This is a genomic window from Sphingomonas sp. SRS2, assembly GCF_000971055.1.
In the GTDB taxonomy this organism is placed as follows: domain Bacteria; phylum Pseudomonadota; class Alphaproteobacteria; order Sphingomonadales; family Sphingomonadaceae; genus Rhizorhabdus.
Genome location: NZ_LARW01000082.1, coordinates 12141 through 36144, shown reverse-complemented (window position 1 = coordinate 36144; position 24004 = coordinate 12141). Strand labels below are relative to the sequence as shown.

At 65.3% G+C, this 24004-nt stretch carries 23 protein-coding genes; 7 read left to right on the top strand and 16 right to left on the bottom strand.

Going from position 1 to position 24004, the window contains the following annotated elements; all coding sequences use genetic code 11:
- Positions 1 to 445: 445 nt before the first annotated feature.
- A complete protein-coding gene (locus tag WP12_RS10205) occupies positions 446 to 3211 on the top strand; it encodes a bifunctional aconitate hydratase 2/2-methylisocitrate dehydratase (protein ID WP_046193607.1) in 2766 nt (921 codons plus the stop codon).
- A 157-nt stretch (positions 3212 to 3368) separates the two neighbouring features.
- Here the strand turns inward: WP12_RS10205 and acnA are convergent, their stop codons facing one another.
- From acnA to WP12_RS10170, 7 genes are all read right to left on the bottom strand, one after another.
- Complete coding sequence (acnA, locus tag WP12_RS10200; RefSeq protein WP_046193606.1) at positions 3369 to 6053, bottom strand: aconitate hydratase AcnA; 2685 nt, start codon at positions 6051 to 6053, stop codon at positions 3369 to 3371.
- Positions 6054 to 6217: 164 nt separating this feature from the next.
- A complete protein-coding gene (locus tag WP12_RS10195; protein WP_046193605.1) occupies positions 6218 to 6652 on the bottom strand; it encodes a DUF6628 family protein in 435 nt (144 codons plus the stop codon).
- Between the two features lie 289 nt (positions 6653 to 6941).
- The gene (locus WP12_RS10190) at positions 6942 to 8264 is read right to left on the bottom strand and encodes a bifunctional folylpolyglutamate synthase/dihydrofolate synthase (protein ID WP_046193604.1); all 1323 of its coding nucleotides are present in this window, start codon (positions 8262 to 8264) and stop codon (positions 6942 to 6944) included.
- A 139-nt stretch (positions 8265 to 8403) separates the two neighbouring features.
- Complete coding sequence (gene accD / locus WP12_RS10185; protein ID WP_046193603.1) at positions 8404 to 9258, bottom strand: acetyl-CoA carboxylase, carboxyltransferase subunit beta; 855 nt, start codon at positions 9256 to 9258, stop codon at positions 8404 to 8406.
- Positions 9255 to 10070, bottom strand: coding sequence for a tryptophan synthase subunit alpha (gene trpA / locus WP12_RS10180; RefSeq protein ID WP_046193602.1), 816 nt, complete (start codon positions 10068 to 10070; stop codon positions 9255 to 9257). Before trpA ends, accD begins: the two co-directional genes overlap by 4 nt.
- Entirely contained in the window at positions 10067 to 11284 is a 1218-nt protein-coding gene (gene trpB, locus WP12_RS10175; RefSeq protein ID WP_046193601.1) for a tryptophan synthase subunit beta, read from the bottom strand. Before trpB ends, trpA begins: the two co-directional genes overlap by 4 nt.
- Positions 11281 to 11925, bottom strand: coding sequence for a phosphoribosylanthranilate isomerase (locus WP12_RS10170; protein WP_046193600.1), 645 nt, complete (start codon positions 11923 to 11925; stop codon positions 11281 to 11283). The genes trpB and WP12_RS10170 overlap by 4 nt, the downstream gene beginning before the upstream one ends.
- Positions 11926 to 12081: 156 nt before the next feature.
- On the opposite strand from WP12_RS10170, the gene gorA reads away from it, so the two are divergent.
- Positions 12082 to 13428, top strand: a complete 1347-nt coding sequence (gene gorA / locus WP12_RS10165) for a glutathione-disulfide reductase (RefSeq protein WP_046193632.1) — start codon at positions 12082 to 12084, stop codon at positions 13426 to 13428.
- 133 nt (positions 13429 to 13561) lie between these two features.
- On the opposite strand, the gene hisF is transcribed toward gorA, so the two are convergent.
- The 4 genes from hisF to hisB all read right to left on the bottom strand — a co-directional run bounded on the left by hisF (position 13562) and on the right by hisB (position 16379).
- A complete protein-coding gene (gene hisF, locus WP12_RS10160; RefSeq protein ID WP_046193599.1) occupies positions 13562 to 14323 on the bottom strand; it encodes an imidazole glycerol phosphate synthase subunit HisF in 762 nt (253 codons plus the stop codon).
- On the bottom strand, positions 14320 to 15051 hold the full coding sequence (gene hisA, locus WP12_RS10155; protein ID WP_046193598.1) for a 1-(5-phosphoribosyl)-5-[(5-phosphoribosylamino)methylideneamino]imidazole-4-carboxamide isomerase: 732 nt from the start codon (positions 15049 to 15051) through the stop codon (positions 14320 to 14322). Before hisA ends, hisF begins: the two co-directional genes overlap by 4 nt.
- A gap of 124 nt (positions 15052 to 15175) precedes the next feature.
- Positions 15176 to 15790, bottom strand: coding sequence for an imidazole glycerol phosphate synthase subunit HisH (hisH, locus tag WP12_RS10150; RefSeq protein ID WP_046193597.1), 615 nt, complete (start codon positions 15788 to 15790; stop codon positions 15176 to 15178).
- Positions 15783 to 16379 carry an imidazoleglycerol-phosphate dehydratase HisB gene (gene hisB, locus WP12_RS10145; protein WP_046193631.1) on the bottom strand — a complete coding sequence of 199 codons (597 nt, stop codon included), beginning with the start codon at positions 16377 to 16379 and terminating at the stop codon, positions 15783 to 15785. Before hisB ends, hisH begins: the two co-directional genes overlap by 8 nt.
- A gap of 120 nt (positions 16380 to 16499) precedes the next feature.
- On the opposite strand from hisB, the gene WP12_RS10140 reads away from it, so the two are divergent.
- The 3 genes from WP12_RS10140 (at position 16500) to WP12_RS10130 (ending at position 18854) form a co-directional block, all read left to right on the top strand.
- The gene (locus WP12_RS10140) at positions 16500 to 16991 is read left to right on the top strand and encodes an SspB family protein (protein WP_046193630.1); all 492 of its coding nucleotides are present in this window, start codon (positions 16500 to 16502) and stop codon (positions 16989 to 16991) included.
- Between the two features lie 129 nt (positions 16992 to 17120).
- The gene (gene fumC, locus WP12_RS10135; protein ID WP_046193596.1) at positions 17121 to 18515 is read left to right on the top strand and encodes a class II fumarate hydratase; all 1395 of its coding nucleotides are present in this window, start codon (positions 17121 to 17123) and stop codon (positions 18513 to 18515) included.
- A 105-nt stretch (positions 18516 to 18620) separates the two neighbouring features.
- Entirely contained in the window at positions 18621 to 18854 is a 234-nt protein-coding gene (locus tag WP12_RS10130) for a hypothetical protein (RefSeq protein ID WP_046193595.1), read from the top strand.
- Here WP12_RS10130 and WP12_RS10125 read toward each other — a convergent pair.
- Positions 18851 to 19384 (bottom strand): DUF1697 domain-containing protein, encoded by a 534-nt coding sequence (locus WP12_RS10125; RefSeq protein WP_046193594.1) that lies wholly within the window; start codon positions 19382 to 19384, stop codon positions 18851 to 18853. The two genes, WP12_RS10130 and WP12_RS10125, sit on opposite strands and share 4 nt — an antisense overlap.
- A gap of 47 nt (positions 19385 to 19431) precedes the next feature.
- Between WP12_RS10125 and gmk the strand changes: the two genes are divergently transcribed.
- Both gmk and WP12_RS10115 read left to right on the top strand, forming a co-directional pair.
- Positions 19432 to 20073, top strand: a complete 642-nt coding sequence (gene gmk, locus WP12_RS10120) for a guanylate kinase (protein ID WP_046193593.1) — start codon at positions 19432 to 19434, stop codon at positions 20071 to 20073.
- 306 nt (positions 20074 to 20379) lie between these two features.
- Positions 20380 to 20943: a hypothetical protein gene (locus WP12_RS10115; protein WP_046193592.1), complete on the top strand. Its 564-nt coding sequence runs from the start codon at positions 20380 to 20382 to the stop codon at positions 20941 to 20943.
- 43 nt (positions 20944 to 20986) lie between these two features.
- Here WP12_RS10115 and WP12_RS10110 read toward each other — a convergent pair whose 3' ends face one another.
- The 4 genes from WP12_RS10110 to crcB all read right to left on the bottom strand — a co-directional run bounded on the left by WP12_RS10110 (position 20987) and on the right by crcB (position 23970).
- A complete protein-coding gene (locus WP12_RS10110) occupies positions 20987 to 21679 on the bottom strand; it encodes an ATP12 family chaperone protein (protein ID WP_046193591.1) in 693 nt (230 codons plus the stop codon).
- Between the two features lie 91 nt (positions 21680 to 21770).
- Positions 21771 to 22463 carry an HAD hydrolase-like protein gene (locus WP12_RS10105; RefSeq protein ID WP_046193590.1) on the bottom strand — a complete coding sequence of 231 codons (693 nt, stop codon included), beginning with the start codon at positions 22461 to 22463 and terminating at the stop codon, positions 21771 to 21773.
- On the bottom strand, positions 22460 to 23596 hold the full coding sequence (locus WP12_RS10100; RefSeq protein ID WP_046193589.1) for an RluA family pseudouridine synthase: 1137 nt from the start codon (positions 23594 to 23596) through the stop codon (positions 22460 to 22462). The genes WP12_RS10105 and WP12_RS10100 overlap by 4 nt, the downstream gene beginning before the upstream one ends.
- Positions 23593 to 23970 (bottom strand): fluoride efflux transporter CrcB, encoded by a 378-nt coding sequence (crcB, locus tag WP12_RS10095; protein ID WP_046193588.1) that lies wholly within the window; start codon positions 23968 to 23970, stop codon positions 23593 to 23595. The genes WP12_RS10100 and crcB overlap by 4 nt, the downstream gene beginning before the upstream one ends.
- Positions 23971 to 24004: the final 34 nt, after the last annotated feature.

Here is a 24004-nt window from a genome sequence, read left to right as displayed (position 1 = left end):
GCTTCCAGGTGCAAAACGCAAACGACGCCGGCGGGCGAAACCTCGCCGGCCAGCGTGCGTCCGTGGACGCGTCCAATGCTTTGCTGTCTGTAAGACGAGGCGGGCTTTAGTCCGGATAGGCCCGGAAGGCAAGGATAGTGGGAATTCCCCACCGCCATGCCAACCGGGGCCGGCATCGATGTCTGTCGTCTTGTCGGCCGCTGTCCCGATCCACGAGAGACATGGCGCCGGCCTTCGCTGGGGTGACGATCCTGGCCATAACGCAAAACAACTGGGCCGGCCTGCGCGTCTGCCTGCATCGCCGGAAATGCTGTGTTTGTCGGACTGGTGCCTTGTCAGTCCAGCGTGGTTGGCGTACCGGAACGCCCGTTAGCCCGGGGCCGGATTCAACGCCGGTTGGCAACGTCGCGCTGGGCTCCGTACACTTCATGGGGATGGGAACATTATGGCCGTTTACCTGGATTATCTCGCCGAAATCGAAAGCAGGAGAATTCAGGGACTTGCTCCCAAGCCGATCGACGACGGCGGCCTCATCTTCGAGATTATCGCCCTGATCCGGGATGCCGGTAACGAGCACCGGGCCGATGCTCTCAAATTCTTCATCTACAACACGCTGCCCGGCACCACGAGCGCCGCGGCGGTCAAGGCGGGCTTCCTGAAGCAGATCATCCTGGGCGAAGCGGTCGTGCCCGAAATCACGCCCGGCTTCGCGCTCGAACTGCTGTCGCACATGAAGGGCGGCCCTTCGATCGAAGTGCTGCTCGACATCGCCTTCGGCGATGCCCCCGCGATCGCCGAATTGGCGGGCGACGTGCTGAAGACCCAGGTCTTCCTCTACGACGCCGACATGCACCGGCTGAGCGAAGCCTTCAACGCGGGCAACGCCATCGCGAAGGATGTCCTCGAAAGCTATGCGAAGGCGGAGTTCTTCACCAAGCTTCCGGACGTCGAGGACGAGATCGAGGTCGTGACCTTCGTCGCCGGCGAAGGCGATATCTCGACCGACCTTCTGTCGCCCGGCAATCAGGCCCATTCGCGTTCCGACCGTGAACTGCACGGTCAGTGCATGATGTCCCCCGAAGCGCAGCAGGCGATCGTCGCGCTCAAGGCGCAGCACCCCGGCAAGCGCGTGATGCTGATCGCCGAGAAGGGCACGATGGGCGTGGGATCGTCGCGTATGTCCGGCGTGAACAATGTGGCGCTGTGGACCGGCAAGCCGCAGAGCCCCTATGTACCGTTCGTCAATTATGCGCCGGTCGTCGCGGGCACCAACGGCATCTCGCCGATCTTCGGGACCACCGTCGATGTGACCGGCGGCATCGGCATCAACCTGAAGAACTGGGTCAAGCAGACCGGCCCGGACGGCAATCCGATCATCAACAATGACGGCAACCCGGTGCTCGAGGAGAAATTCTCCGTCGAGACCGGCACGGTGCTGAAGATCGACGTGAAGAACAAGAAGCTGTGCGACGAGAATGGCGCGGAGCTGGTCGACGTGGCCGCCGCCTTCACGCCGCAGAAGATGGAGTTCATGAAGGCCGGCAGCTCTTATGCCATCGTCTTCGGCAAGAAGCTCCAGACCTTCGCCGCCCGCACCCTCGGGATCGAGCCCACCCCGGTCTATGCCGCGAACAAGGAAATCACCGCCGAGGGCGTGGGCCTGACCGCGGTCGAGAAGATCTTCAACCGCAACGCCGTCGGCGTCACGCCAGGCAAGGTGCTGCACGCGGGCTCGGACGTGCGGGTCAAGGTGAACATCGTCGGGTCGCAGGACACCACCGGCCTGATGACCGCGCAGGAACTCGAGGCGATGGCGGCGACCGTCATCTCTCCGCTCGTCGACGGCGCCTATCAGTCGGGCTGCCACACGGCATCGGTGTGGGACAAGAAGGCGCAGGCCAACATCCCGAAGCTCATGTCCTTCATGAACAATTTCGGCCTGATCACCGCGCGTGACCCCAAGGGCGTCTATCATGCGATGACCGACGTGATCCACAAGGTGCTGAACGATATCACCGTGGATGACTGGGCGATCATCATTGGCGGGGACAGCCACACCCGCATGTCCAAGGGCGTGGCCTTCGGCGCCGACTCCGGCACCGTGGCGCTGGCGCTGGCGACCGGCGAGGCGACGATGCCGATCCCGCAGTCGGTCAAGGTGACCTTCAAGGGCAAGATGCAGCCGCATATGGACTTCCGCGACGTGGTCCATGCCACCCAGGCGCAGATGCTTGCCCAGTGTGGCGGCGACAACGTCTTCCAGGGCCGGGTCATCGAAGTCCACATCGGCACGCTGCTCGCCGATCAGGCCTTCACCTTCACCGACTGGACGGCCGAAATGAAGGCCAAGGCATCGATCTGCATCTCGGACGACGAGACGCTTATCGGTTCGCTGGAGATCGCCAAGGCGCGCATCCAGATCATGATCGACAAGGGCATGGACAATGCCGCCGGCACGCTGGCGAACCTGATCGCCAAGGCCGATACCCGCATCTCCGACATCCGCCTGGGCGAGAAGTCCGCGCTCACGCCCGATGCCAATGCGCAATATTTCGCCGAAGTCGTCGTGGATCTGGATCTGATCGACGAGCCGATGATCGCCGACCCGGATGTGAACAACGCCGATGTGTCGAAGCGCTACACGCACGATACGATCCGCCCGGTGTCCTATTATGGCGGCGCCAAGAAGGTCGATCTGGGTTTCATCGGTTCGTGCATGGTGCACAAGGGCGACATGAAGATCCTTGCGCAGATGCTCAAGAATATCGAGGCGACCGAGGGCAAGGTCGAATTCAAGGCGCCGCTCGTCGTCGCCCCGCCGACCTACAATATCGTCGACGAGCTCAAGGCCGAGGGCGATTGGGAGATCCTGCAGAAATATTCGGGCTTCGAATTCGACGACGAGAATCCGAAGACGTCCACCCGGACCGAATATGAGAATATCCTCTATCTCGAGCGTCCGGGCTGCAACCTGTGCATGGGCAATCAGGAGAAGGCCGCCAAGGGCGACACCGTCATCGCCACCTCCACCCGCCTGTTCCAGGGCCGCGTCGTCGAGGACAGCGCCGACAAGAAGGGTGAATCGCTTCTGGCTTCGACCCCGGTGGTGGTGCTGTCGACGATTCTCGGCCGCACGCCCAGCGCCGATGAATATAAGGCCGCCGTCGAGGGAATCGACCTGACCAAATTCGCGCCGACGATCGCGGCGTAGGAAGACACGCCAGCGCACATGAAAAGGGCCGGCCCGCACTTCGCGGACCGGCCCTTTTCTATTTCTAGCACCTCTCGCAAACAGATCGTCAATCCTGACTTGAGCCCGGATGACGGTTATTCACATGCGATAGCTCCCTCCTTTCGGGGAGAACTCCTTACGCCGCGAGCTTGCGCAGAACGTAGTGGAGGATGCCGCCGTTGAGGAAATATTCGAGTTCGTTGACGGTATCGATCCGGCAGCGGGTCTGGAAGGTCTCTGTCGAGCCGTCGGCGCGGGTCAGCTTGACGGTGACGTCCTGGCGCGGGCGCAGGCCGGCGACATTTTCGATCGTGAACATCTCGGTGCCGTCGAGCTTGAGGGTGTTGCGGTCGATGCCGTCGGCGAACTGCAGCGGCAACACGCCCATGCCGACCAGGTTCGAGCGGTGGATGCGCTCGAAGCTTTCGGTGATGACCGCGCGGACGCCCAGCAGGTTGGTGCCCTTGGCGGCCCAGTCGCGCGACGATCCGGTGCCATATTCCTTGCCGGCGACGACGACGAGCGGGGTGCCCTCGGCCTTATACTTCATCGCGGCGTCGTAGATCGCCATGACTTCCCCGGTCGGGATGTGTTTGGTCATTCCGCCTTCGACGCCGGGGATCATCTGGTTCTTGATGCGGATATTCGCGAAGGTGCCGCGCATCATCACGTCATGGTTGCCGCGGCGCGCGCCATAGCTGTTGAAGTCCGCCTTCGACACCTGATGCTCGGTCAGGAAGCGGCCCGCCGGGCTGTCGACCTTGATCGAGCCGGCCGGGCTGATGTGGTCGGTGGTGATCGAGTCGGCGAAGATCGCGAGCGGCCGCGCGTCGATGATGTCCTGCACCGGGGCGGGGGTCATCGACATGCCTTCGAAGTAAGGCGGATTGGCGACATAGGTCGAACCCGCGCGCCAGGTGTAGGTGTCCGATCCCTCGACCTCGATCGCCTGCCAGTTCTTGTCGCCCTGAAAGACGTTGGCGTAGCGGCTGGCGAACATCTCCGAGTCGATCGCGGCGGCGACGGTGTTCGCTACCTCGGCGGTCGTAGGCCAGATGTCCTTCAGATAGACCGGCTTGCCCTCCTCGGTCGTGCCGATCGGATCCTTGGTGATGTCCTTGGCGGTGGTGCCGAAGATCGAATAGGCGACTACCAGCGGCGGCGACGCCAGATAGTTGGCGCGCACATCGGGCGAGACGCGGCCCTCGAAATTACGATTGCCCGAGAGGACGGCGGAGGCGACGAGGTCGTTCGCATTGACTGCCTTCGAGATCGGATCGGGCAGCGGACCCGAATTGCCGATGCAGGTGGTGCAGCCATAGCCGACCAGGTTGAAGCCGATCGCGTCGAGATCCTTGGTCAGTCCCGCCTTGTCGAGATAGTCGCTGACGACCTGCGATCCGGGGGCGAGGCTGGTCTTGACCCACGGCTTGGCCTTGAGGCCATAAGCATTGGCCTTGCGCGCGACCAGGCCGGCGGCGACCATCACCGATGGATTCGAGGTGTTGGTGCAGCTGGTGATCGCGGCGATCACGACGTCGCCATGGCCGATCGTGAAGTCCTCGCCTTCGACCTCGACGCGCTTGTCGCCCTCGTCGCCCTTCTTGTAGCCCGAGGCGAGTTCGTTGTTGAAACCTTCGTCGACCGAGCTGAGCAGCACGCGGTCCTGCGGACGCTTCGGGCCTGCCATCGATGGCTGGACCGTCGACATGTCGAGTTCGAGGCTGTCGGTAAAGACCGGGTCCTTGGCGGTCGCGTCGCGCCAGAGGCCCTGTTCCTTGGCATAGGCTGCGGTCAGCTCGATAACTTTCTGTGGACGACCGGTCAGGCGCATATAGACCAGCGTCGCGTCATCGATCGGGAAGAAGCCGCAGGTCGCGCCATATTCGGGCGCCATGTTCGCGATCGTCGCGCGATCGGCGAGCGACAGCGAGTCGAGGCCGGGGCCGTAGAACTCGACGAAGCGGCCGACGACCCCCTTGGCGCGCAGCATCTGGGTGACGGTCAGCACCAGATCGGTGGCGGTGATGCCCTCGACCAGCGTACCAGACAGCTTGAAGCCGACGACCTCCGGGATCAGCATCGACACCGGCTGGCCGAGCATCGCCGCCTCGGCCTCGATGCCGCCGACGCCCCAGCCGAGCACGCCAAGGCCATTGACCATCGTGGTGTGGCTGTCGGTGCCGACGCAGGTGTCGGGATAGGCGACCGGGGTGCCCGAACCGTCAGGCGAACTCCACACCGCCTGGGCGATATTCTCGAGATTGACCTGGTGGCAGATGCCGGTGCCGGGGGGCACGACCTTGAAATTGTTGAGCGCCTTCGAGCCCCAGCGCAGGAATTCGTAGCGCTCGCCGTTGCGGGCATATTCGAGCGCGACATTCTCGTCGAACGCCTTGGGGGTGCCGAAGCTGTCGACCATCACCGAGTGGTCGATGACGAGGTGGACGGGGACCAGCGGATTGATCTTGTGCGCGTCGCCGCCCAGCGCGGTCATCGCATCGCGCATCGCGGCCAGATCGACGACGCAGGGGACGCCGGTGAAATCCTGCATCAGCACGCGGGCCGGCCGATACTGTATCTCGCGCTCGGACTTGCGCTCCTTCAACCAGTCGACGATCGCCTGGATGTCCTCGACGGTGACGGTGACGCCGTCCTCGAAACGCAGCAGATTTTCAAGCAGCACCTTCATCGAGAAGGGCAGGCGCGAGATATCGCCGAGCTGCTCGGCCGCTTTGGCTAGCGAGTAATAGGCATAATGCTTGCCGTCGACGTTGAGGGTGGAACGGGTTTTGAGAGTGTCCTGACCAACGGCCGTCATAGCTATCGCCTTATGCTGCAGATGCGAGAGTCGACCGAGATATAGGCATGCGACGCAGCGAGGGAAAGGGCGCGGCGGTCGTTTTCGGGCATATGCGCATGATCGCCACGGCGGGAACGCGAGGCCCCCGCCGCGGCGACGATCGAACAGAACCCAGGTTCCGGCTAGGTTCGCTCGATCGGTCTCCCAAGGTCGGCAAAGGCCTGCGACACCGCCTGCGCGCTCGACAGCACGCCGATGCCGCTGTCGATGCCGCAGAGGTTGCAGAGGATTTCATGGGCGAGGCGTGGCTTGTCGCACGATAGCGACACCGCGCGGAGCAGCATCGATTCGGCGATCGTCATCCGGCAGCAACAGGAGGGGGCAATCATGATCGACTGGTGCGAGGCGCGGGCGAGCTCGGCCATCAGCGCGCGCAGCAGGACGAGCGGACGGCGGAAGGAGAGGCCGAAAGCGCCGATCATCATGCTCGCCGCCTGCGCATCGCCGAGACCGCCGACCCCGATCCGCCTTACGCCATGAAGGAACAGGCGTGCGCCACTGTCGCCAGGGGCGCTGTGCGGCAGCAGGCGGGCGGTCGACTCGGCATGCTCGGACATGATCTCTCCTCTCGGTGGGCTGATGGAGACCATATCTGATATTGCGAGTCAATCGCAACAGAAGATTCTAGGGGATTTCACGAAGGTCGTGGTTCGCCAGCCGATCGAGCGTCAGCGCGCAAGGGAATGCCGATCGTCATCCTGGACTTGTTTAAGGATTCCCCATGGAAATTAGCGAGTATTGCAGGCTGCTGCCGCGACATCGGCGGCCGTCGACGATCGGCGTGCTGCTGGGTGGATGCTGAAACAAGTTGAGCATGACGATTGGTGGAGGCCAGGACGGCTAGCCTCAGTCGATCACCGTCCCATTCGCTTCCAGCGCACGTCCCGCCAGATAAAGCGAGCCGCCGATCAACACGACGGGCGGCGTCCCGCCAATCGCTGAAATCGCATTGATCGCATTGCCGATATCGTCTGCCGGCGCGGCGCGCAGGCCAGCGAGGCCGGCGATTTCCGCCAGCTTGCCGGGCGCGTGAAACGGATGCCCGGGCACCGGCACCATGTGGAAACGGGCGTGGACCTGCCCCATCGCGGCGAGGAAGCCGGCGGCGTCCTTATTCTCAAGCAGGCCGAGGATGATGTGAAGCGGCCGATCAGGCGCGACATGGCCGCGCAGGAAATCGCCGATCACCCGGCCGGCGGATGGATTATGCCCGCCATCGATCCATAATTCGGAGCCGGGCGGCAACTGCTCGACAAGCGCTCCGCCACGCAGGTGCTGGAGCCGCGCGGGCCAGTCGGCCCAGCCCATCGCCGCGCGCAGCGCCGAGCCGGGGATGGCGAGGGCGTCCTGATGGCGGATCATCGCGACCGCGAGCCCCGCATTCATCGCCTGATGGTGTCCGGCGAGCCCGGGCAGCGGCAGATCGAGCTTCCCCTGCGCATCGCGATAATGGAGCCGGTTCTGATAGGCGGCGGCATCCCATGATCCGCCTTTGACGTGCCAGGTCGCCCCGGCCGCATCGATCGCCTGGCCGATCCGGTTGGCGACGGTCGCGGGATAATGGAGGGTGACGATCGGAACGCCGGGCTTGGCGATGCCTGCCTTCTCGCCCGCAATCTCCTCGATCGTGTCGCCGAGGAAACTCTGATGATCGAGCCCGAGCTGGGCGACGCCGCAGATCAATGGCGTGGGGATGATGTTGGTCGCGTCGAGCCGGCCGCCCAGCCCTACCTCGATGATGCAGGCATCGGCGGGCGCGCGCGAGAAGGCGAGCAAGGCGGCGGCGGTCGTCACCTCGAAAAAGCTCGCGCCGATATCGCCGCCCGCCTCCAGCACTTCGGCCAGCAACGGCGCGAGTTCGTCATCCGCGATCAACTCGCCCGCGATGCGGATGCGCTCGTTGAAGCGGACGAGGTGAGGGCTGGTGAAGACATGCGCGGACATCCCCGACGCCTCGATCGCGGCGCGCAGATAGGCGCAGGTCGATCCCTTGCCGTTGGTCCCGGCGACATGGAAAACCGGCGGCAGCGCGCGCTCGGGATGACCGAGCCGCTCCATAAGTTGCCCGATGCGGTCCAGTCCCAGAATGTCCGCGCCCGGCGACAGCAGCGACAGCCGGTCGAGCTGGGCCTGGACGGCGGGATCGGTTGAGGTGGCGTGGTCGGGCATGAAGCGACGGAATCTCTAGCGCAAGGGCGTCATCCCAGCGAAAGCTGGGATCTCAGGAGGTGATGTAGCGCCCTTGCCTCCTGAGATTCCAGCTTTCGCTGGAATGACGGCAAAGGATCATTTCGGTAGGTTCGTCCGCCTACGCCGCCTTCTTTCCCGGACAAAGGTAATCGATCAGCCGCGCCAGTTCGGCGCGCAGGTTCTGACGCTCGATCACCATGTCGAGCATTCCATGCTCGAGCAGATATTCGGCGCGCTGGAAGCCTTCGGGCAGTTTCTCGCGGATGGTCTGCTCGATCACCCGCTGGCCCGCAAAGCCGATCAGGGCGCCGGGCTCTGCGATCTGGATGTCACCCAGCATCGCATAGGACGCGGTGACGCCGCCGGTGGTCGGGTCGGTCATTACGACGATATAAGGCAGCCCGGCCTCGCGCAGCTGCGCGATCGCGACGGTAGTCTTGGGCATCTGCATGAGCGAGAGGATGCCCTCCTGCATGCGCGCGCCGCCGGCCGCGGTGAAGATGATATAAGGGCATTTGTCGGTGATCGCCGCTTCGACGCCGGCGACGAAGGCCGCGCCGACTGCGAGGCCCATCGATCCGCCCATGAAGGCGAAGTCCTGGACGCCGACCACCGCCTTGAAGCCCTCGATCGTGCCGCGCGCATTGATCAGCGCGTCCTGCTCGCCGGTCTTGGAGCGGGCCTCCTTCATCCGGTCGGTATAGCGCTTCGAATCGCGGAACTTCAGCGGATCCTCGCGCACCTGCGGGCTGGGCAGCGGGGTGAAAACGCCACTGTCGAACAGCTGGTCGAAACGCGCATCCGGGCCGATGCGGCCATGATGGTTGCACTTCGGGCAGACCGACAGATTTTCCTCATATTCCTTGGCGAAGATCATCTGCTGGCAGGAAGGACATTTGTGCCAGAGATTGTCGGGCGACTCCCGCTTCGCGATGAAGGAGATCTTCTTGCGGACGCTATCGAGCCAGCTCATGCGGCCTTCTCCTTGGCCGCCTTGTGGAGGGCGGCGCTCAGGGTGGAAATGAAATCGCGGACCAGTGGCGGCGCTTGCGCGCCATGCTCGCCGATCAGGTCGACGATCGCCGAACCGACGACGACGCCATCGGCGACCCGGCCGATCGCCTCGGCCTGCTCGGGGCCGCGCACGCCGAAGCCGACCGCGACCGGAAGGTCGGTCGCCGCCTTGAACCGCGCGACCGCCGCCTCGATGCTTGCCTGTCCGGCCTGCTGCATGCCGGTGATGCCTGCCACCGAGACATAATAGAGAAAGCCCGACGCTCCGGACAAGACGGCTGGCAGCCGCGCCGCGTCGGTGGTCGGGGTGGCGAGACGGATCAGGTCGACCCCTGCGGCGCGCAGCGCAGGGCCGAGCGCGGCATCGGCCTCGGGCGGGATATCGACGCAGATCACGCCGTCGACGCCCGCCTTGCGCGCGGCGGCGGCGAACCAGTCGGGCCCGCGCCGGACCATCGGATTGGCATAGCCCATCAGCACCAGCGGGGTTTCGGGATGGCGCTCGCGGAAGGCTGTGGCGATGGTAAGCAGGTCGGGGGTGGTGGTGCCCGCCGCCAGTGCGCGCAGATTGGCGCGCTGGATCGCGGGGCCGTCGGCCATCGGATCGGTGAACGGCATGCCCAGCTCGATCACGTCGGCGCCGCCCTCGACCAGCGCATCGAGGATCGCGCCGGCATCCGCGGGTGTGGGGTCGCCGCCGGTGACGAAGGCAATCAGCGCGGCGCGGCCCTCGGCGCGGGTGCGCGCGAAGGTGGCGGCCAGGCGGCTCATATCGTCACCCCTTGCGCCTGGGCGATGGTCGGGATGTCCTTGTCGCCCCGACCCGACAGGTTGACGATGATGATCTGGTCGCGCGCCATGCCGGGCGCGATCTTCTCGACCGCCGCCAGCGCGTGCGCGGTCTCTAGCGCGGGGATGATGCCTTCGAGCTTGGCGAGCAGCTGGAAGCTGGCGACCGCCTCGTCGTCGGTGACCGGCGTATACTCGACCCGGCCGATATCGTGGAGCCAGCTATGCTCGGGTCCAATCCCCGGATAGTCGAGCCCGGCCGAGATCGAATGCGCCTCGGTGATCTGGCCGTCCTCGTCCTGGAGCAGATAGGTGCGGTTGCCGTGGAGCACCCCGGGGGTGCCGCCGGCGAGGCTCGACGCATGCTTGCCGCTGTCGATGCCGTGGCCCGCAGCCTCGGCGCCGATCATCTTGACCGATGCATCGTCGAGGAAGGGATGGAACAGCCCGATCGCGTTCGATCCGCCACCGACCGCTGCGACCAGAAGATCGGGCAGGCGGCCCTCGGCGGCGAGGATCTGCTCGCGCGCCTCATGGCCTATGATCGACTGGAAGTCGCGGACAAGCTCGGGATAGGGGTGCGGACCGGCGACGGTGCCGATGATGTAGAAGGTGTCGTGGACGTTTGCGACCCAGTCGCGCAGCGCCTCGTTGAGCGCGTCCTTCAGCGTCTGCGCGCCCGAGGTGACGGGAACGACCTCGGCTCCCAGCAGCTTCATCCGGAAGACGTTCGGCTGCTGCCGCTCGACATCGACCGCGCCCATGAAGATCGTGCAGGGCAGGCCGAAGCGCGCCGCGACGGTGGCGGTGGCGACGCCGTGCGATCCCGCGCCGGTTTCGGCGATGATGCGGGTCTTGCCCATCCGCCTGGCCAGAAGGATCTGGCCGATGCAATTGTTGATCTTGTGCGCGCCGGTGTGATTCAGCTCCTCGCGCTTCAGATAGATCTTCGCGCCGCCGAGATGCTCGGTCAGCCGCTCGGCATAATAAAGCGGGCTGGGCCGGCCGACATAATGCGTCATCAGGCCGTCGAATTCGGCCTTGAAGGCAGGATCGGTCTTCGCCGCGCGATATTCGCGCTCGAGGTCGAGGATCAGCGGCATCAGCGTCTCGCTGACATAGCGGCCGCCATATTCGCCGAAATGGCCGTTCTCGTCGGGGCCGCTGCGCAGCGTGTTGGGGATGGATCCGGTCATAATGAGGCGATCCGTTGAAGGAAGGCGGCGATCTTGTCCACCGCCTTGATGCCCGGGCTCGTCTCGACCCCCGACGATATGTCGATCAGTCGCGCCCCCGTACGTCCCGCCGCGTCGGCGACATTGCCGATGTCAATGCCCCCCGACAGCGCCCAGCGCTGCGGATGCCGGAAGCCGTCAAGCAGCGTCCAGTCAAAGCGCAGCCCCATGCCGCCGGGCAGCGTGCCTTCGGGGGTCTTGGCGTCGTAGAGGATCAGGTCGGCGATGCCGCCATGCGCCTTTGCGGCGGTGAGATCGGCGCGGGTGCGGACGGGGATCGCCTTCCACAGCGCGACGCCGGGATGGCGTGCACGGATCGCGGCGAGGCGCTCCGGCGCTTCCTTGCCGTGAAGCTGGAGCGTATCGACGCCGCCGACCCGGACCGCCGCGTCGATCAGCGCATCGTCGGGATCGACGAACACCCCGACCTTGCCGACATGCGGCGGCGTCATGGCGGTGAGAGCAGCGGCCTGCGCGGCATCGACATTGCGGGGGCTCTTCGGGAAGAAGACGAAGCCGACATGACTCGCGCCATGGCGAACGGCAGCGCCCACCGCCTCCGGCGTGGACAGCCCGCATATCTTGGCATTGACCCGGTTCATGGGGGCCGCATGTCGGCTCGCGAGGCGCGAAGGTCAAGCGGCAGCGCTTCTTATGAACATATAAGCAATCGATCACTCTGATCAGCATGATCGGTTTGCGTGATCGCCCGCGGCTCGCCATATCAGCGCCAACGGATGTACAAGGAACGATCACCGATGGCCGACTATGATTTTGACCTGTTCGTAATCGGTGCGGGATCGGGCGGGGTGCGCGCCTCGCGGGTGGCGGCGGCCTATGGTGCGAAGGTAGCGGTGGCCGAGGAGCATCGTATCGGCGGCACCTGCGTGATCCGCGGCTGCGTGCCCAAGAAGATGCTCGTTTATGGCTCGCACTTCGCCGAGGACCTGCACGATGCCGCGCGCTACGGCTGGACGCTGGGCGAGACGAGCTTCGACTGGAAGGTTCTGCGCGACAATGTGAACGCCGATGTCGACCGGATCGAGGGACTTTATACGAACACGCTCGACAACAATAAGGTCGAGATCTTCAAGGAGCGCGCGACGATCACGGGCGCGAACGAAGTCACCCTGGCGAGCGGCCGCAAGGTCACGGCCAAGTTCATCCTGATCGCGACCGGGGCCTGGCCGGTGGTGCCCAAGGTGCCCGGCGCGGAGTTCGGGATCACCTCTAATGAGGTTTTCTACATCGACGACCTGCCCAAGCGGGTGGTGATCGCGGGCGCGGGCTATATCGCCAACGAGTTCGCGGGCATCTTTCATGCGCTCGGTAGCAAGGTGACCGTGGTCAACCGGTCGGACCAGATATTGCGTGGCTATGACGAGCAGATCCGCGACCGGCTGTTCCAGATATCGACCCAGAAGGGCATCGAGTTCGTCTTTAACGCCGCCTTCGAGAAGGTCGAGAAGCAGGCTGACGATTCGCTCTCGATCCATCTCGAGGGGCATGATCCGATCGGAGCCGATCTGCTGCTCTATGCAATCGGCCGCTCTCCGAAGATCGAGGGGCTTGGCCTCGATCATGCCGCCGTTGATATCGACGAGAAGGGCGCGATCATCGTCGACGAAGACAATCGCACCAACGTGCCGTCGATCTATGCGGTCGGCGACGTCACCAATCGGGTCCAGCTGACCCCGGTGGCAATCCGCGAGGGGCAGGCCTTTGCCGACAGCGTGTTCGGCAACAAACCGCACCGCGTCGACTATGCCAATATCCCGAGCGCCGTTTTCAGCAACCCGCCGATGGCGGGCGTCGGCCTGACCGAAAAGCAGGCGCGCGAGCAGTTCGGTGCGCCGAAGATCTTCACCTCGGACTTCCGCCCGATGCGCAACGTGCTGGCGGGCAAGGCCGAACGGTCGCTCTACAAGCTGGTCGTCCACCCCGACACCGACGTCGTCCTCGGCATCCACATGATCAGCCCCGACGCCCCCGAAATCCTCCAGGCCGCGGCGATCGCGGTAAAGGCGGGGCTCACCAAGGCGCAATTCGACGATACGGTGGCGCTGCATCCGTCGATGGCCGAAGAACTGGTGCTGATGAAATAGGCGCTGATGATCCTCCCCGGAACGGGGAGGGGGACCATCCGCAGGATGGTGGAGGGGGCTGGACGCTGGGTGCACCACCTGTGGCGACCCCCCTCCACCGCTGCGCGGTCCCCCTCCCCGTTCCGGGGAGGAACTAGCTGCGTACCGGCAGCCCCGCCGCGCGCAGCGCCGCGTGCGCCTCGGCCACGCTATGCTGTCCGAAGTGGAAGATCGACGCCGCCAGCACGGCGCTGGCCCCGCCCTTCGTCACACCGTCGACGAGATGGCCGAGATTGCCGACTCCGCCGCTCGCGATCACCGGCACCGGCACCGCATCCGCCACCGCGCGGGTCAGCGCGAGGTCATAGCCGTCGCGGGTGCCGTCGCGGTCCATCGAGGTCAGCAGGATTTCGCCCGCGCCCAGCGAAGCGAGGCGTTTTGCATGCTCGATCGCGTCGATCCCGGTCGGCTTGCGGCCGCCATGGGTGTAGATTTCCCATTTGCCGGGGCCAACATTGCGCGCGTCGACCGCCCCGACCACGCATTGCGCGCCGAAACGGTTCGCCATGTCGGCGCATAGCTCGGGCCGCGCGACCGCCGCCGAATTGACCGCGACCTTGTCCGCCCCAGCGAGCAGCAGCGCGCGCGCATCGTCGGCGGTGCGCACGCCGCCGCCCACGGTCAGCGGCATGAAGCAGACCGATGCGGTCCGCGCGACGACGTCGAGGATCGTACCACGCCCCTCATGGCTCGCGGTGATATCCAGAAAGCAAAGTTCGTCCGCGCCCGCCGCGTCATAGATTTTCGCCTGCTCGACCGGGTCGCCCGCATCGGCGAGGTCGACGAAGTTGACGCCCTTCACCACGCGTCCGCCCGCGACGTCGAGACAGGGGATGACGCGGACGCGGACCGTCACGCGCGCGCCACCCGCAACGCCTCGGCCAGATCGAGCCGCCCGTCATAGAGCGCGCGCCCGGTGATCACGCCTTCGATGCCGTCACCGGCATGTTTCACCAGCGCGTGGATATCGCCGATATCGGCGACTCCGCCGCTGGCGATCACCGGAATGCTCGCGTGGCGGGCCAGCGCGACGGTCGCTTCGACATTGCAGCCCTTGAGCAGGCCGTCCCGCCCGACATCGGTGAACAGCAGCGCGGCGACGCCTGCATCGGCGAAGCGATCGGCGAGGTCGGTGATGCTGACCGTCGAGACGTCGGCCCAGCCGTCCGTCGCGACGAAGCCGTCACGCGCATCGACGCCGACGACGATACGGCCGGGCAGATCCTTGGCCGCAGCCTTGACCAGTTCGGGGTCCTTGAGCGCGGCGGTGCCGATGATCACCCGCTCGACGCCGAGCGACAGCCAGCGGTCGATCCCGGCGCGGTCGCGGATGCCGCCGCCGAGCTGGACCCGGCCGGGAAAGGCCTTGAGGATCGATTCGACCGCGTCGGCATTGACCGCCTTGCCGGCGAAAGCCCCGTCGAGATCGACGACATGGAGCCAGTCGGCCCCGGCATCGGCAAACTTGCGCGCCTGATCGGCCGGATCGTCGCCATAGACGGTGGCGCGGTCCATATCGCCCTCGGCGAGGCGGACGACCTGGCCGCCCTTGAGGTCGATCGCGGGGAAGACGGTGATGGTCACTTTATCAAACCTTGTTCGTCATCCCAGTGGAGGCTGGGGTCTCGGGAGACGGGGACGGAGTTCAGGTCACGGCAGGAGCCGCGTGAGATCCCAGCCTTCGCTGGGATGCCGTGTAACGGGATCATCACGGCTTCCATGTCAGGAACCGCGCCAGAAACGCCAGCCCATAGGCCTGGCTTTTCTCAGGATGGAATTGCGCGCCGACGATGTTGCCGCGCCCGACGGCGGCGGTGATCGCGCCGCCATGGTCCGTGGTGGCGAGCCGGTCGGCTGGGTCGGCGACATCGAAGATATAGCTGTGCAGATAATAGGCCTCGCCCGGCACAATCAGCGCATGATCGCGGGTCGGAACGACATCGTTCCAGCCCATGTGCGGTACCTTGAAATCTGGACCGGGGGTCATCAGCCGGACGTCGCCGCCGATCCAGCCGAGCCCCGCCGTGCGGCCATGTTCGAGCCCGGCATCGGCGAGCAGTTGCATGCCGACGCAGACGCCGAGGAAAGGCGCGCCGCGCCCATGCACCGCGCCGTTCATCGCCTCCACCATGCCCTCGATCGCCGACAGCCCGGCCATGCAGGCGGCAAAGGCGCCGACGCCGGGCAGGACGATGCGGTCGGCGCGGGCGACGAGATCAGGGTCGGCGGTGACGGTGGGATTGCCGCCCGCTGCCTTCAGCGCGTTTTCGACCGACCTCAGATTCCCCGCGCCATAATCGATGAGCGCGATGGTCTCAGGCACCGCCGAGCGTTCCCTTGGTCGAGGGAATCGCGTCCGCCTTGCGCGGATCTATCTCGGTCGCGACGCGCAGTGCGCGGGCGAGGCCCTTGAAGCAGCTTTCGACGATATGGTGCATGTTCGCGCCATAGAGGTTCTCGACATGCAGGGTGATCCCCGCCGCCTGAGCGAAGCTGTGGAACCAGTGTTCGATCAGCTCGGTATCCCATTCGCCGAGCTTGGGGCCGGACAGCGCGACCTTCCACACCAGATAGGGCCGCCCGGAGATGTCGAGCGCGACGCGGGTCAGCGTCTCGTCCATCGGCGCATAGGCATGGCCGTAGCGGGTGATGCCGCGCTTGTCGGCCAGCGCCTTGGCCAGCGCCTCGCCGATCGCGATCCCCGAATCCTCGGTGGTGTGGTGCTGGTCGATATGCAGGTCGCCGGCGATCTTCACCCTGAGGTCGATCAGCGAATGGCGCGACAGCTGCTCGAGCATATGGTCGAGGAAGCCGATTCCGGTCGACACCGCATAAGCGCCGCTGCCGTCCAGATTCATCTCGACCGAAATGTCGGTCTCGCTCGTCTTGCGCGTGATCGCTGCGGTCCGCATGGTCCACCCTTCATGCCGTGTGACAGATTCCCCACACCGGGACGGCGTCGCTATAGCGAGGTTGCGCCGCGCTGCAACGGACGACTTGACCCGAAGGGGGACTGCGTTCATCCCCACCGAATGAGCGAGCAGACGCCCGACAGCCTGATTCCCTATGACGAGATCGTCCAGGAGGCGCTTCGCGCCGTGGTCGGCCGCGTGCTGGGCGAGGTAGAAAAAGCGGGCGGCTTGCCCGGTGAGCATCATTTTTACATCACGTTCAAGACGCAGGCCCAGGGAGTCGACATCCCACGCCAGCTGGTTGAGCGATTCCCCGACGAGATGACGATCGTCATCCAGAATCGCTTCTGGGATCTGAAGGTGAAGCCCGATGGTTTCGAGGTCGGCCTGTCGTTTAATCAGGTTCCGGCCAAGCTGATCATCCCCTTCGCGGCGGTGACCGGCTTCGTTGATCCGGCGGTCAATTTCGCGCTCCAGTTCCAGGCTCAGATCGACGACGACGGCGAGGATACCGGCCACAGCTCGGCCGGCAACGACGCGCCGCCGGCGGTGATTGCATCGGCCGAGGACGGATCGAACGTCGTCTCGGTCGATTTCACGCGGAAGAAGTAAGGCTTCGGCCTTCCCCCGTTTCCTCATTCCCGCGAAAGCTGGAATCTCAGGCGGCTCTTGCGGTAACCTCGTCTCCCATCTCCCGAGATGCCAGCCTTCGCCGGCATGACGGACAGGAGGTACCGCACCATGCCCGACACGCGCACCGAAACCGACAGTTTCGGCCCCATCGAGGTCCCCGCCAGCAGCTATTGGGGGGCGCAGACCCAACGGTCGATCGAGAATTTTCCCTTCGGGCCCGAGGAGCGGATGCCGATCGGCATCGTCCGTGCGCTGGCGATCGTGAAGCGGGCGGCGGCGCAAGTGAACCGGGCGCATGGCCTCGACGCGAAACTCGCCGATGCTATCGAGGCGGCAGCGGGGGAGGTCGTTGCGGGCAGGCTCGACGATCATTTCCCGCTCGTTATCTGGCAGACCGGGTCGGGCACTCAATCGAACATGAACGTCAACGAGGTGATCGCCGGCCGCGCCAACGAGATGCTGGCCGGCACACGCGGCGGCAAGAGCCCGGTCCACCCGAACGATCACGTCAATATGGGCCAGTCGTCGAACGACAGCTTCCCGACCGCGCTCCATGTCGCCGCCGCGCTTGCCGTCCACCAGCGCCTCTATCCGGCGCTCGACGCCATGCTCGAGGAGCTGCTCGCCAAGGCGCAGGGCTGGGACGATATCGTCAAGATCGGCCGCACCCATCTTCAGGATGCGACGCCACTCACCCTCGGGCAGGAATTTTCGGGCTATGCGGCGCAGCTTATCGCCTGCCGCAAGCGGCTCGAAGGTGCGGTCAACGGCGGGATGATGAAATTGGCCCAGGGCGGCACCGCCGTGGGCACCGGGCTCAACGCCGCGCCCGGCTTCGATGAGGATGTCGCGGCGCGGATCGCGAAGCTCACCGGCCTGCCCTTCATCACCGCGCCGAACAAGTTCGAGGCACTGGCGAGCAACGATCCGCTCGTCCACCTGTCGGGCACGCTGTCGACCGTAGCGGTGGCGCTGACCAAGATCGCCAACGATATCCGCCTGCTGGGATCGGGCCCGCGCTCGGGGTTGGGCGAGCTGATCCTGCCTGAAAACGAGCCCGGAAGCTCGATCATGCCGGGCAAGGTCAACCCGACCCAGGCCGAGATGCTGACGATGGTCGCGGCGCAGGTGATCGGCAATCATCAGGCGGTGACGATCGGCGGGCTGCAGGGCCATCTCGAGCTCAACGTGTTCAAGCCGCTGATCGGCGCGGCGGTGCTCCGCTCGATCGCGCTGCTGAGCGTCGGGATGGAGAGCTTTACCGCACGCGCGCTGAAAGGGATGGAGCCTGACCGGCAGCGAATCGCCGATCTGGTCGGCCGTTCGCTGATGCTCGTCACCGCGCTCGCACCTGAGATCGGCTATGACAATGCCGCGAAGATCGCGAAGCACGCGCATCATGAAGGGCTGACGCTCAAGGAGGCCGGCCTTGCGCTCGGCCTGATCGACGAGGCGACCTTCGACCGGGTGGTGCGGCCCGAGGCGATGGTGGGGCGGTCCTGATCCGTCATCCTTTTCGGTCATGCCAACTGGCGGAAGGGTGCACTACTGTGCGGAACTTCCGCCGCTTTTGCGCGCTTCGCTGACATATCCGGACAGGAGAGTGACATGATCGGCAAGCTTATCGGAGCCCTGGTGGGCCGTCAGATCGATCGCCGGGATGGTGAAGGTGGCGTGAAGGGCGCGGTGATGGGCGCTGCGGCCGCGAGCATCATTCGCCGCGCGGGGCCGTTAGGCCTGCTCGCTGGCGGCGCATGGATCGCCAAGAAGGCGTTCGACAAGCGCAAGGCCGACCGTCTCCGCACTGATGCCCGCGCCGCCGATTATCCGCCGGTGGTCTAGGCTTCCGCCAGCTCCGCCAGCTTCAGCACGGTGCGCCAGTTGCGCATCGTCACGGTCGATCCCAACGCCTTGTCGAGGAAGGCCGGGCTCAGCCTCGTGTTGGCGACGCCATCCTTAAAATCGATCCAGAGCGCGTCGCCCGCGACCACCACCGTTTCGCCATGCGCGGCGCGCGCCATCAGTATGTCCGCGATGGCATGGTTGGGCTTCTGCTTCGACAATCCGAGATGGACCAGGTTGCCGCGCTCGTCGGCGTCGGGAAAAGGCGAGCCCTTGGCATAGACCGCCCATTGGCTGGCCGTTCGCGCGATCGCCTCGACCTTGAGGCCGAATCGCTTCTCGACGAGGGCTTCGACGATATCCTCGGCGGCGGCGGCGTTCTCCGCGGAGAAAATCAGGTTGCCGCTTTGGATGTAGGTCTCGAAATCCCCGATCCTCGCCTCCTGGGCGGCGGCGCGCAATTCGGCCATTGGCAGCCTGCGGTGGCCGCCGACATTTATCCCGCGCAACAGGACGATGATCTTTTCCATGCCGATCGAAGATTGACGCGAGAGGCCTGTCCGATGCAAGTGCCGCCATGGCCCATATTTCGCTCAAGCGCCGCGGCGTTCTGTTCGTGCTGTCCTCGCCCTCGGGCGCGGGTAAATCCACCATCGCCCGCCGGCTGCTCGCCTCCGACGACAATCTGCGCATGTCGGTGTCCGCCACCACCCGCCCCCCCCGACCGGGCGAAGTCGAAGGCGTCGACTATCATTTCGTCGATCTCGAGCATTTCCGCGTCATGGTCTCGAACCACGACTTCCTCGAATGGGCGCATGTCTTCAACCATCGCTATGGCAGCCCCAAGCAGCCGATCGACCAGATGCTCGACGGCGGGCTCGACGTATTGTTCGACATCGACTGGCAGGGCGCGCAGCAGCTCTACCAGACCTGCGGCGGCGACGTCGTCCGCGTCTTCATCCTGCCACCCTCAATGGAGGAGCTGGAGGATCGGCTGCGCAAGCGCGCCACCGACACCGAGGAGGTCATCACCGGCCGGATGCAGCGCGCTGCCGCCGAGGTCAGCCATTGGGACGGTTATGACTATGTCCTGATCAATGACGATATCGAACGCTGCTTCATCGACGTCCGCCACATATTGGAGGCCGAACGCCTCAAGCGCAGCCGCCAGACGGGGCTGATCGGCTTCATCCGCAAGCTGACGACTCCCGGGCACTGATTTGTTTTAGCCCTCAAACGTCGGGCGCCGGGCATCCGCCCGGCTTGGCTTCGCGCCAATAAGGCGCGGCGGCCGTTCGGCCTTGCGGAGCCTTAATCGGCCCCAACGCTGACTTTCAGCATCGGAACGCGCCAGAGTTCCGCAAGCGCGAACGCGCGCCCGAGCTTATTGTGAGGATAGCCAAGGGAGCGGATGCGACCGCTGGCGCTTGAGGCCAAACCAACAACGCCCCACCGCACTATTGCTTGCGTGCAATCCATTTCGGTCTAGCCTGTCCGTAACATTTGTTACCCGGAGGGGCCCTGAATGGCCAAGACCTTGCTCGGCGGCGTCATCGCTGGCGTCGCGCTATATCTGGTGGGCTTCTTCTTCTGGGGAACACCGCTCAGTCAGCTTGCCTTCAACAAGCTGGGCGATGCACCCACCGCGGTCGCGCATCAGGCGCTTGCCCAGACGCTGACGCCGACCGGCACGGGCACCTATTTGATTCCCACGCCGGATAGCGCCCAGGGTTCGGTGCTGTACGGAAAAGGACCGGTGGCCACGGTCCACTTCAACAGTTCTGGTTTCGCGGCGATGGATTCGGGCGCTCTCGGCAGCGGCTTTGTCGTCGCGCTGATCACCGGCCTGCTGATCGCCTTCGCGTTGGGCACGATCGGCAGCCGTGTCACGGATTTCTTCAGCCGGGCGCGACTTGCGATTTTGTTCGCGCTGGCGATCACCTTTTACATCGAGATCGGCCAGCCGATCTTCAACCACTTCGGCTTCGGCTATTGGGTCTATCTTTTCCTGAGCGACTTCATCGGACTCAGCGTGGCGGGACTGATCGTCGCACGCTGGTTCCTGCCCAGGGGCGGCATCCAGAGCTGACAGGGAAGCGGGCCGGTACCGCTTCCACGCAAGGGCGCAAACTCTAGACGAGCAACGCCAGGAGCCGTGCCGCCGAGCGGAAATCGTCCGATCGATATAGCCGCGCCTGGGTGGCGAGCTCGTCCTCGCCCCATTGTTCGACCTGCCACAGCTCATCGAGATGCGCGGCGTCGAAGGCGGCGCGACCGTCTATCTCGCCCTCGGCCAGCGCGAGCGTGATGACCAGCGAGCCGGAAATGGTGACGAGCGGCTGAAGCGCGGCAAGCTGGAAGCTGTCATAGCCGTGCACGGCGGCGGCGAGCCGGGCGATGGTCTCGGGCGGCTGGGGCTGGTGCATCACGCCGTGGATGATCTCGAACTCGATATCGTAGCGCTGCTGCGCCCAATCGATCAAGGGGTCCCAGACTTCGGCCTGGTGGCCGACCAGTTCGGCGGGGTGATCGGCGCGGTAGCAGACCAGGTCGGTCTCGCCATAGGCGGCGAGCGTGGCGGCGAAGGCCGCCGGGTCGGGCGCGACCCGGTCGATCGCGGCGTTGGCGAGGCCGGTCAGCGGCATCGACCGGGGATCGATATTCTCCTCCTGCGCATCCCATTCGGCGGCGACGGACAGGCCGAGCGCGGAAGTCGGCAGCACCAGTTCGGCGCGCGCGGGCGTCCTGATCGCACGGCCATCGAGCCGGATGGCATGGCCGCCGTCCAGTTGCTCGACCGAGACTGTCTTGTAGAAACGCTTCATAGATCTGCTCGCTCAGTAATTCAGAGATCGTCACCCCGAACTTGTTTCGGGCCACCCAGTCACTCGACAATTCGGCGTGACGGACGTGACGTTATGCCCGGACCTCGATCGCGAGGCGGAGTATCTCAGGCAACTGATCGGGCCGGTCGGCGACGAAATGCGCCCCCTCGTCGAACAGTTCCTCGGGCGGATGATAGCCCCAGGCGACGCCGATGGTGGTGCAGCCGGCATTGACCCCCATGCCGATGTCGAAGCTGGTGTCGCCGATCATCGCGCTCGTCTCGGGCAAAGCGCCGGCGTCGGCCATCGCCTCGATGATCATCGACGGATGCGGCTTGGACGGGTGACGGTCGGCGGTCTGAAGCGAGACGAACATCTTCTCCAGTCCATGAAATTCGAGGCAATGGGCGAGGCCGCGATCGGATTTTCCGGTCGCCACCGCGAGCATCCACCCTTCAGCCTCGAGCATTGCGAGCGTCTCGGCGATGCCGGGGAATAGCGGCTCCTCGACCTGCCCCTGCGCCCGCAATGTCCGGAAGGCGTCCTTGTAGCTTTCGCCGAGCCGGACGTGGAGATCGCGATCGGCGTCGGGCAGCAGCGCCCCCATCGCCTCGGTCAGGCTGAGGCCGACGACGCGGCGAATCGCCGGATCGGCGGGCGGGAGCAGCTTCTCGGCGATGAAGGCCTCGGCCATCGCGCGGCAGATGTTCGCCTGGCTGTCGACCAGGGTGCCGTCGCAGTCGAAGATCGCCAGACGATTTGGCCCGGCACTGACGCCGGTCACGGCTTGCTCCGGCCCCGCCGTTCGCCGCGACGCGCCTTGCGCGCGTCCTTCGCCTGATGGGCGATGGCGCGGCGCTTGCCCTCCGGGGTCTCGCTGAACTTGACCTCGTCGACCGGCAGCGCGTCACCCTTCGCCTGCTCGAAGCCCAGGATGCGCATCGTCTCGGCGAAATGATCGGGCAGATCGGCGGTCACATCGACCACGCCGGCATCGGGGTGATCGACCTTCAACCGGCGGGCGTGGAGGTGCATCTTGCGGCTGATCGTGCCCGACAGAAACGCGGCGATACCGCCATATTTGCCGTCGCCGACGATCGGATGGCCAATCGCCGCCATATGGACGCGCAACTGATGGGTGCGGCCGGTATAGGGTTGCAGCTCGACCCAGGCGGCGCTGTTGCCGGCGCGTTCGATCACCCGATAACGGGTGCGCGCGGGGCTGCCTTCCTTTTCATCGACATGCATCTTCTCGCCGCCACTGCCGGGCTGCTTCCCGATCGGCAATTCGATCAGGCCGTCGCGGATATCGGGCACGCCGGTGACGATCGCCCAATAGACCTTGCGCGCGGTGCGGCTGGAAAACGCCTTGGCGAAATGCGCGGCGGCGCGCGAGGTGCGCGCGAGCAGCAGGACGCCAGACGTGTCCTTGTCGAGCCGGTGGACCAGCTTGGGCCGGTTGTCGGCTTCGAACTGGATACCGTCGAGCAGCCTGTCGACATGGTGATCGGTCTTGGTGCCGCCCTGCGTGGCCAGACCGGGCGGCTTGTTGATCACGATCGCCTGTCGGTCCTGATGGATCACCAGGTTGCGGATCAGCTCGGTCTCCTCGGCCGAAAGCGGATCGCGCGGTGCGCGGGGCTTTGGCAGCTTGGCGGCGGTGGTCGCGGCGGCGGCCACCTCGGGCGGAGGCAGGCGGATCATCTGCCCCGCTTCCAGCCGATCGCCCGGCGCGGCGCGCTTGCCATTGACGCGCAGCTGGCCGGTGCGTGCCCAGCGCGAGACGATGTTGAAGCTCGTGTCGGGCATGTGCCGCTTGAACCAGCGGTCGAGTCTTATGCCGTCGTCATCGTCGGCGACGACGAACTGGCGCATCTCGGCCTGGGTAGCGCCACCGGTGGGGATGTCGTCGCTCATGCGATCCCCCGTGCGAGCAGGAGGCCGAGGAACAGGAACAGGACCGATCCCGCGACCGAAGACACCGCATAGGCGCCGGTCATCATATATTCTCCGCGGGACAGCATGTTGAAACTTTCGAGACTGAAGGCCGAAAAGGTGGTGAAGCCGCCGAGCACGCCGACGCCGAGGAACAGCCGCAGGGGCTCGCTGTCGGCCGGCGCCTTGATGACGACCCCGGCAAGCACGCCCATCAGCAACCCGCCAAGCAGGTTGACGATCCACGTCCCGAACGGGAAGCCGGGGCCGAGATTGCGCAGCGCGACCATGCCGATATGGTGGCGGAAGCCTGCGCCGATGGCGCCGCCGAGCATGACGAGGAAAAGCGGGGGCATGGCGGCCCTTTAGCGGCATGAGGGCCAAAGGGCC

Coding starts and splice junctions, on each gene's coding strand:
- WP12_RS10205 (WP_046193607.1), top strand. CDS start 446: ATGGCCGTTTACCTGGATTATCTCGCCGAAATCGAAAGCAGGAGAATT.
- acnA (WP_046193606.1), bottom strand. CDS start 6,053: ATGACGGCCGTTGGTCAGGACACTCTCAAAACCCGTTCCACCCTCAAC.
- WP12_RS10195 (WP_046193605.1), bottom strand. CDS start 6,652: ATGTCCGAGCATGCCGAGTCGACCGCCCGCCTGCTGCCGCACAGCGCC.
- WP12_RS10190 (WP_046193604.1), bottom strand. CDS start 8,264: ATGCCCGACCACGCCACCTCAACCGATCCCGCCGTCCAGGCCCAGCTC.
- accD (WP_046193603.1), bottom strand. CDS start 9,258: ATGAGCTGGCTCGATAGCGTCCGCAAGAAGATCTCCTTCATCGCGAAG.
- trpA (WP_046193602.1), bottom strand. CDS start 10,070: ATGAGCCGCCTGGCCGCCACCTTCGCGCGCACCCGCGCCGAGGGCCGC.
- trpB (WP_046193601.1), bottom strand. CDS start 11,284: ATGACCGGATCCATCCCCAACACGCTGCGCAGCGGCCCCGACGAGAAC.
- WP12_RS10170 (WP_046193600.1), bottom strand. CDS start 11,925: ATGAACCGGGTCAATGCCAAGATATGCGGGCTGTCCACGCCGGAGGCG.
- gorA (WP_046193632.1), top strand. CDS start 12,082: ATGGCCGACTATGATTTTGACCTGTTCGTAATCGGTGCGGGATCGGGC.
- hisB (WP_046193631.1), bottom strand. CDS start 16,379: ATGCGGACCGCAGCGATCACGCGCAAGACGAGCGAGACCGACATTTCG.
- WP12_RS10140 (WP_046193630.1), top strand. CDS start 16,500: ATGAGCGAGCAGACGCCCGACAGCCTGATTCCCTATGACGAGATCGTC.
- fumC (WP_046193596.1), top strand. CDS start 17,121: ATGCCCGACACGCGCACCGAAACCGACAGTTTCGGCCCCATCGAGGTC.
- WP12_RS10130 (WP_046193595.1), top strand. CDS start 18,621: ATGATCGGCAAGCTTATCGGAGCCCTGGTGGGCCGTCAGATCGATCGC.
- WP12_RS10125 (WP_046193594.1), bottom strand. CDS start 19,384: ATGGAAAAGATCATCGTCCTGTTGCGCGGGATAAATGTCGGCGGCCAC.
- gmk (WP_046193593.1), top strand. CDS start 19,432: ATGGCCCATATTTCGCTCAAGCGCCGCGGCGTTCTGTTCGTGCTGTCC.
- WP12_RS10115 (WP_046193592.1), top strand. CDS start 20,380: ATGGCCAAGACCTTGCTCGGCGGCGTCATCGCTGGCGTCGCGCTATAT.
- WP12_RS10110 (WP_046193591.1), bottom strand. CDS start 21,679: ATGAAGCGTTTCTACAAGACAGTCTCGGTCGAGCAACTGGACGGCGGC.
- WP12_RS10100 (WP_046193589.1), bottom strand. CDS start 23,596: ATGAGCGACGACATCCCCACCGGTGGCGCTACCCAGGCCGAGATGCGC.
- crcB (WP_046193588.1), bottom strand. CDS start 23,970: ATGCCCCCGCTTTTCCTCGTCATGCTCGGCGGCGCCATCGGCGCAGGC.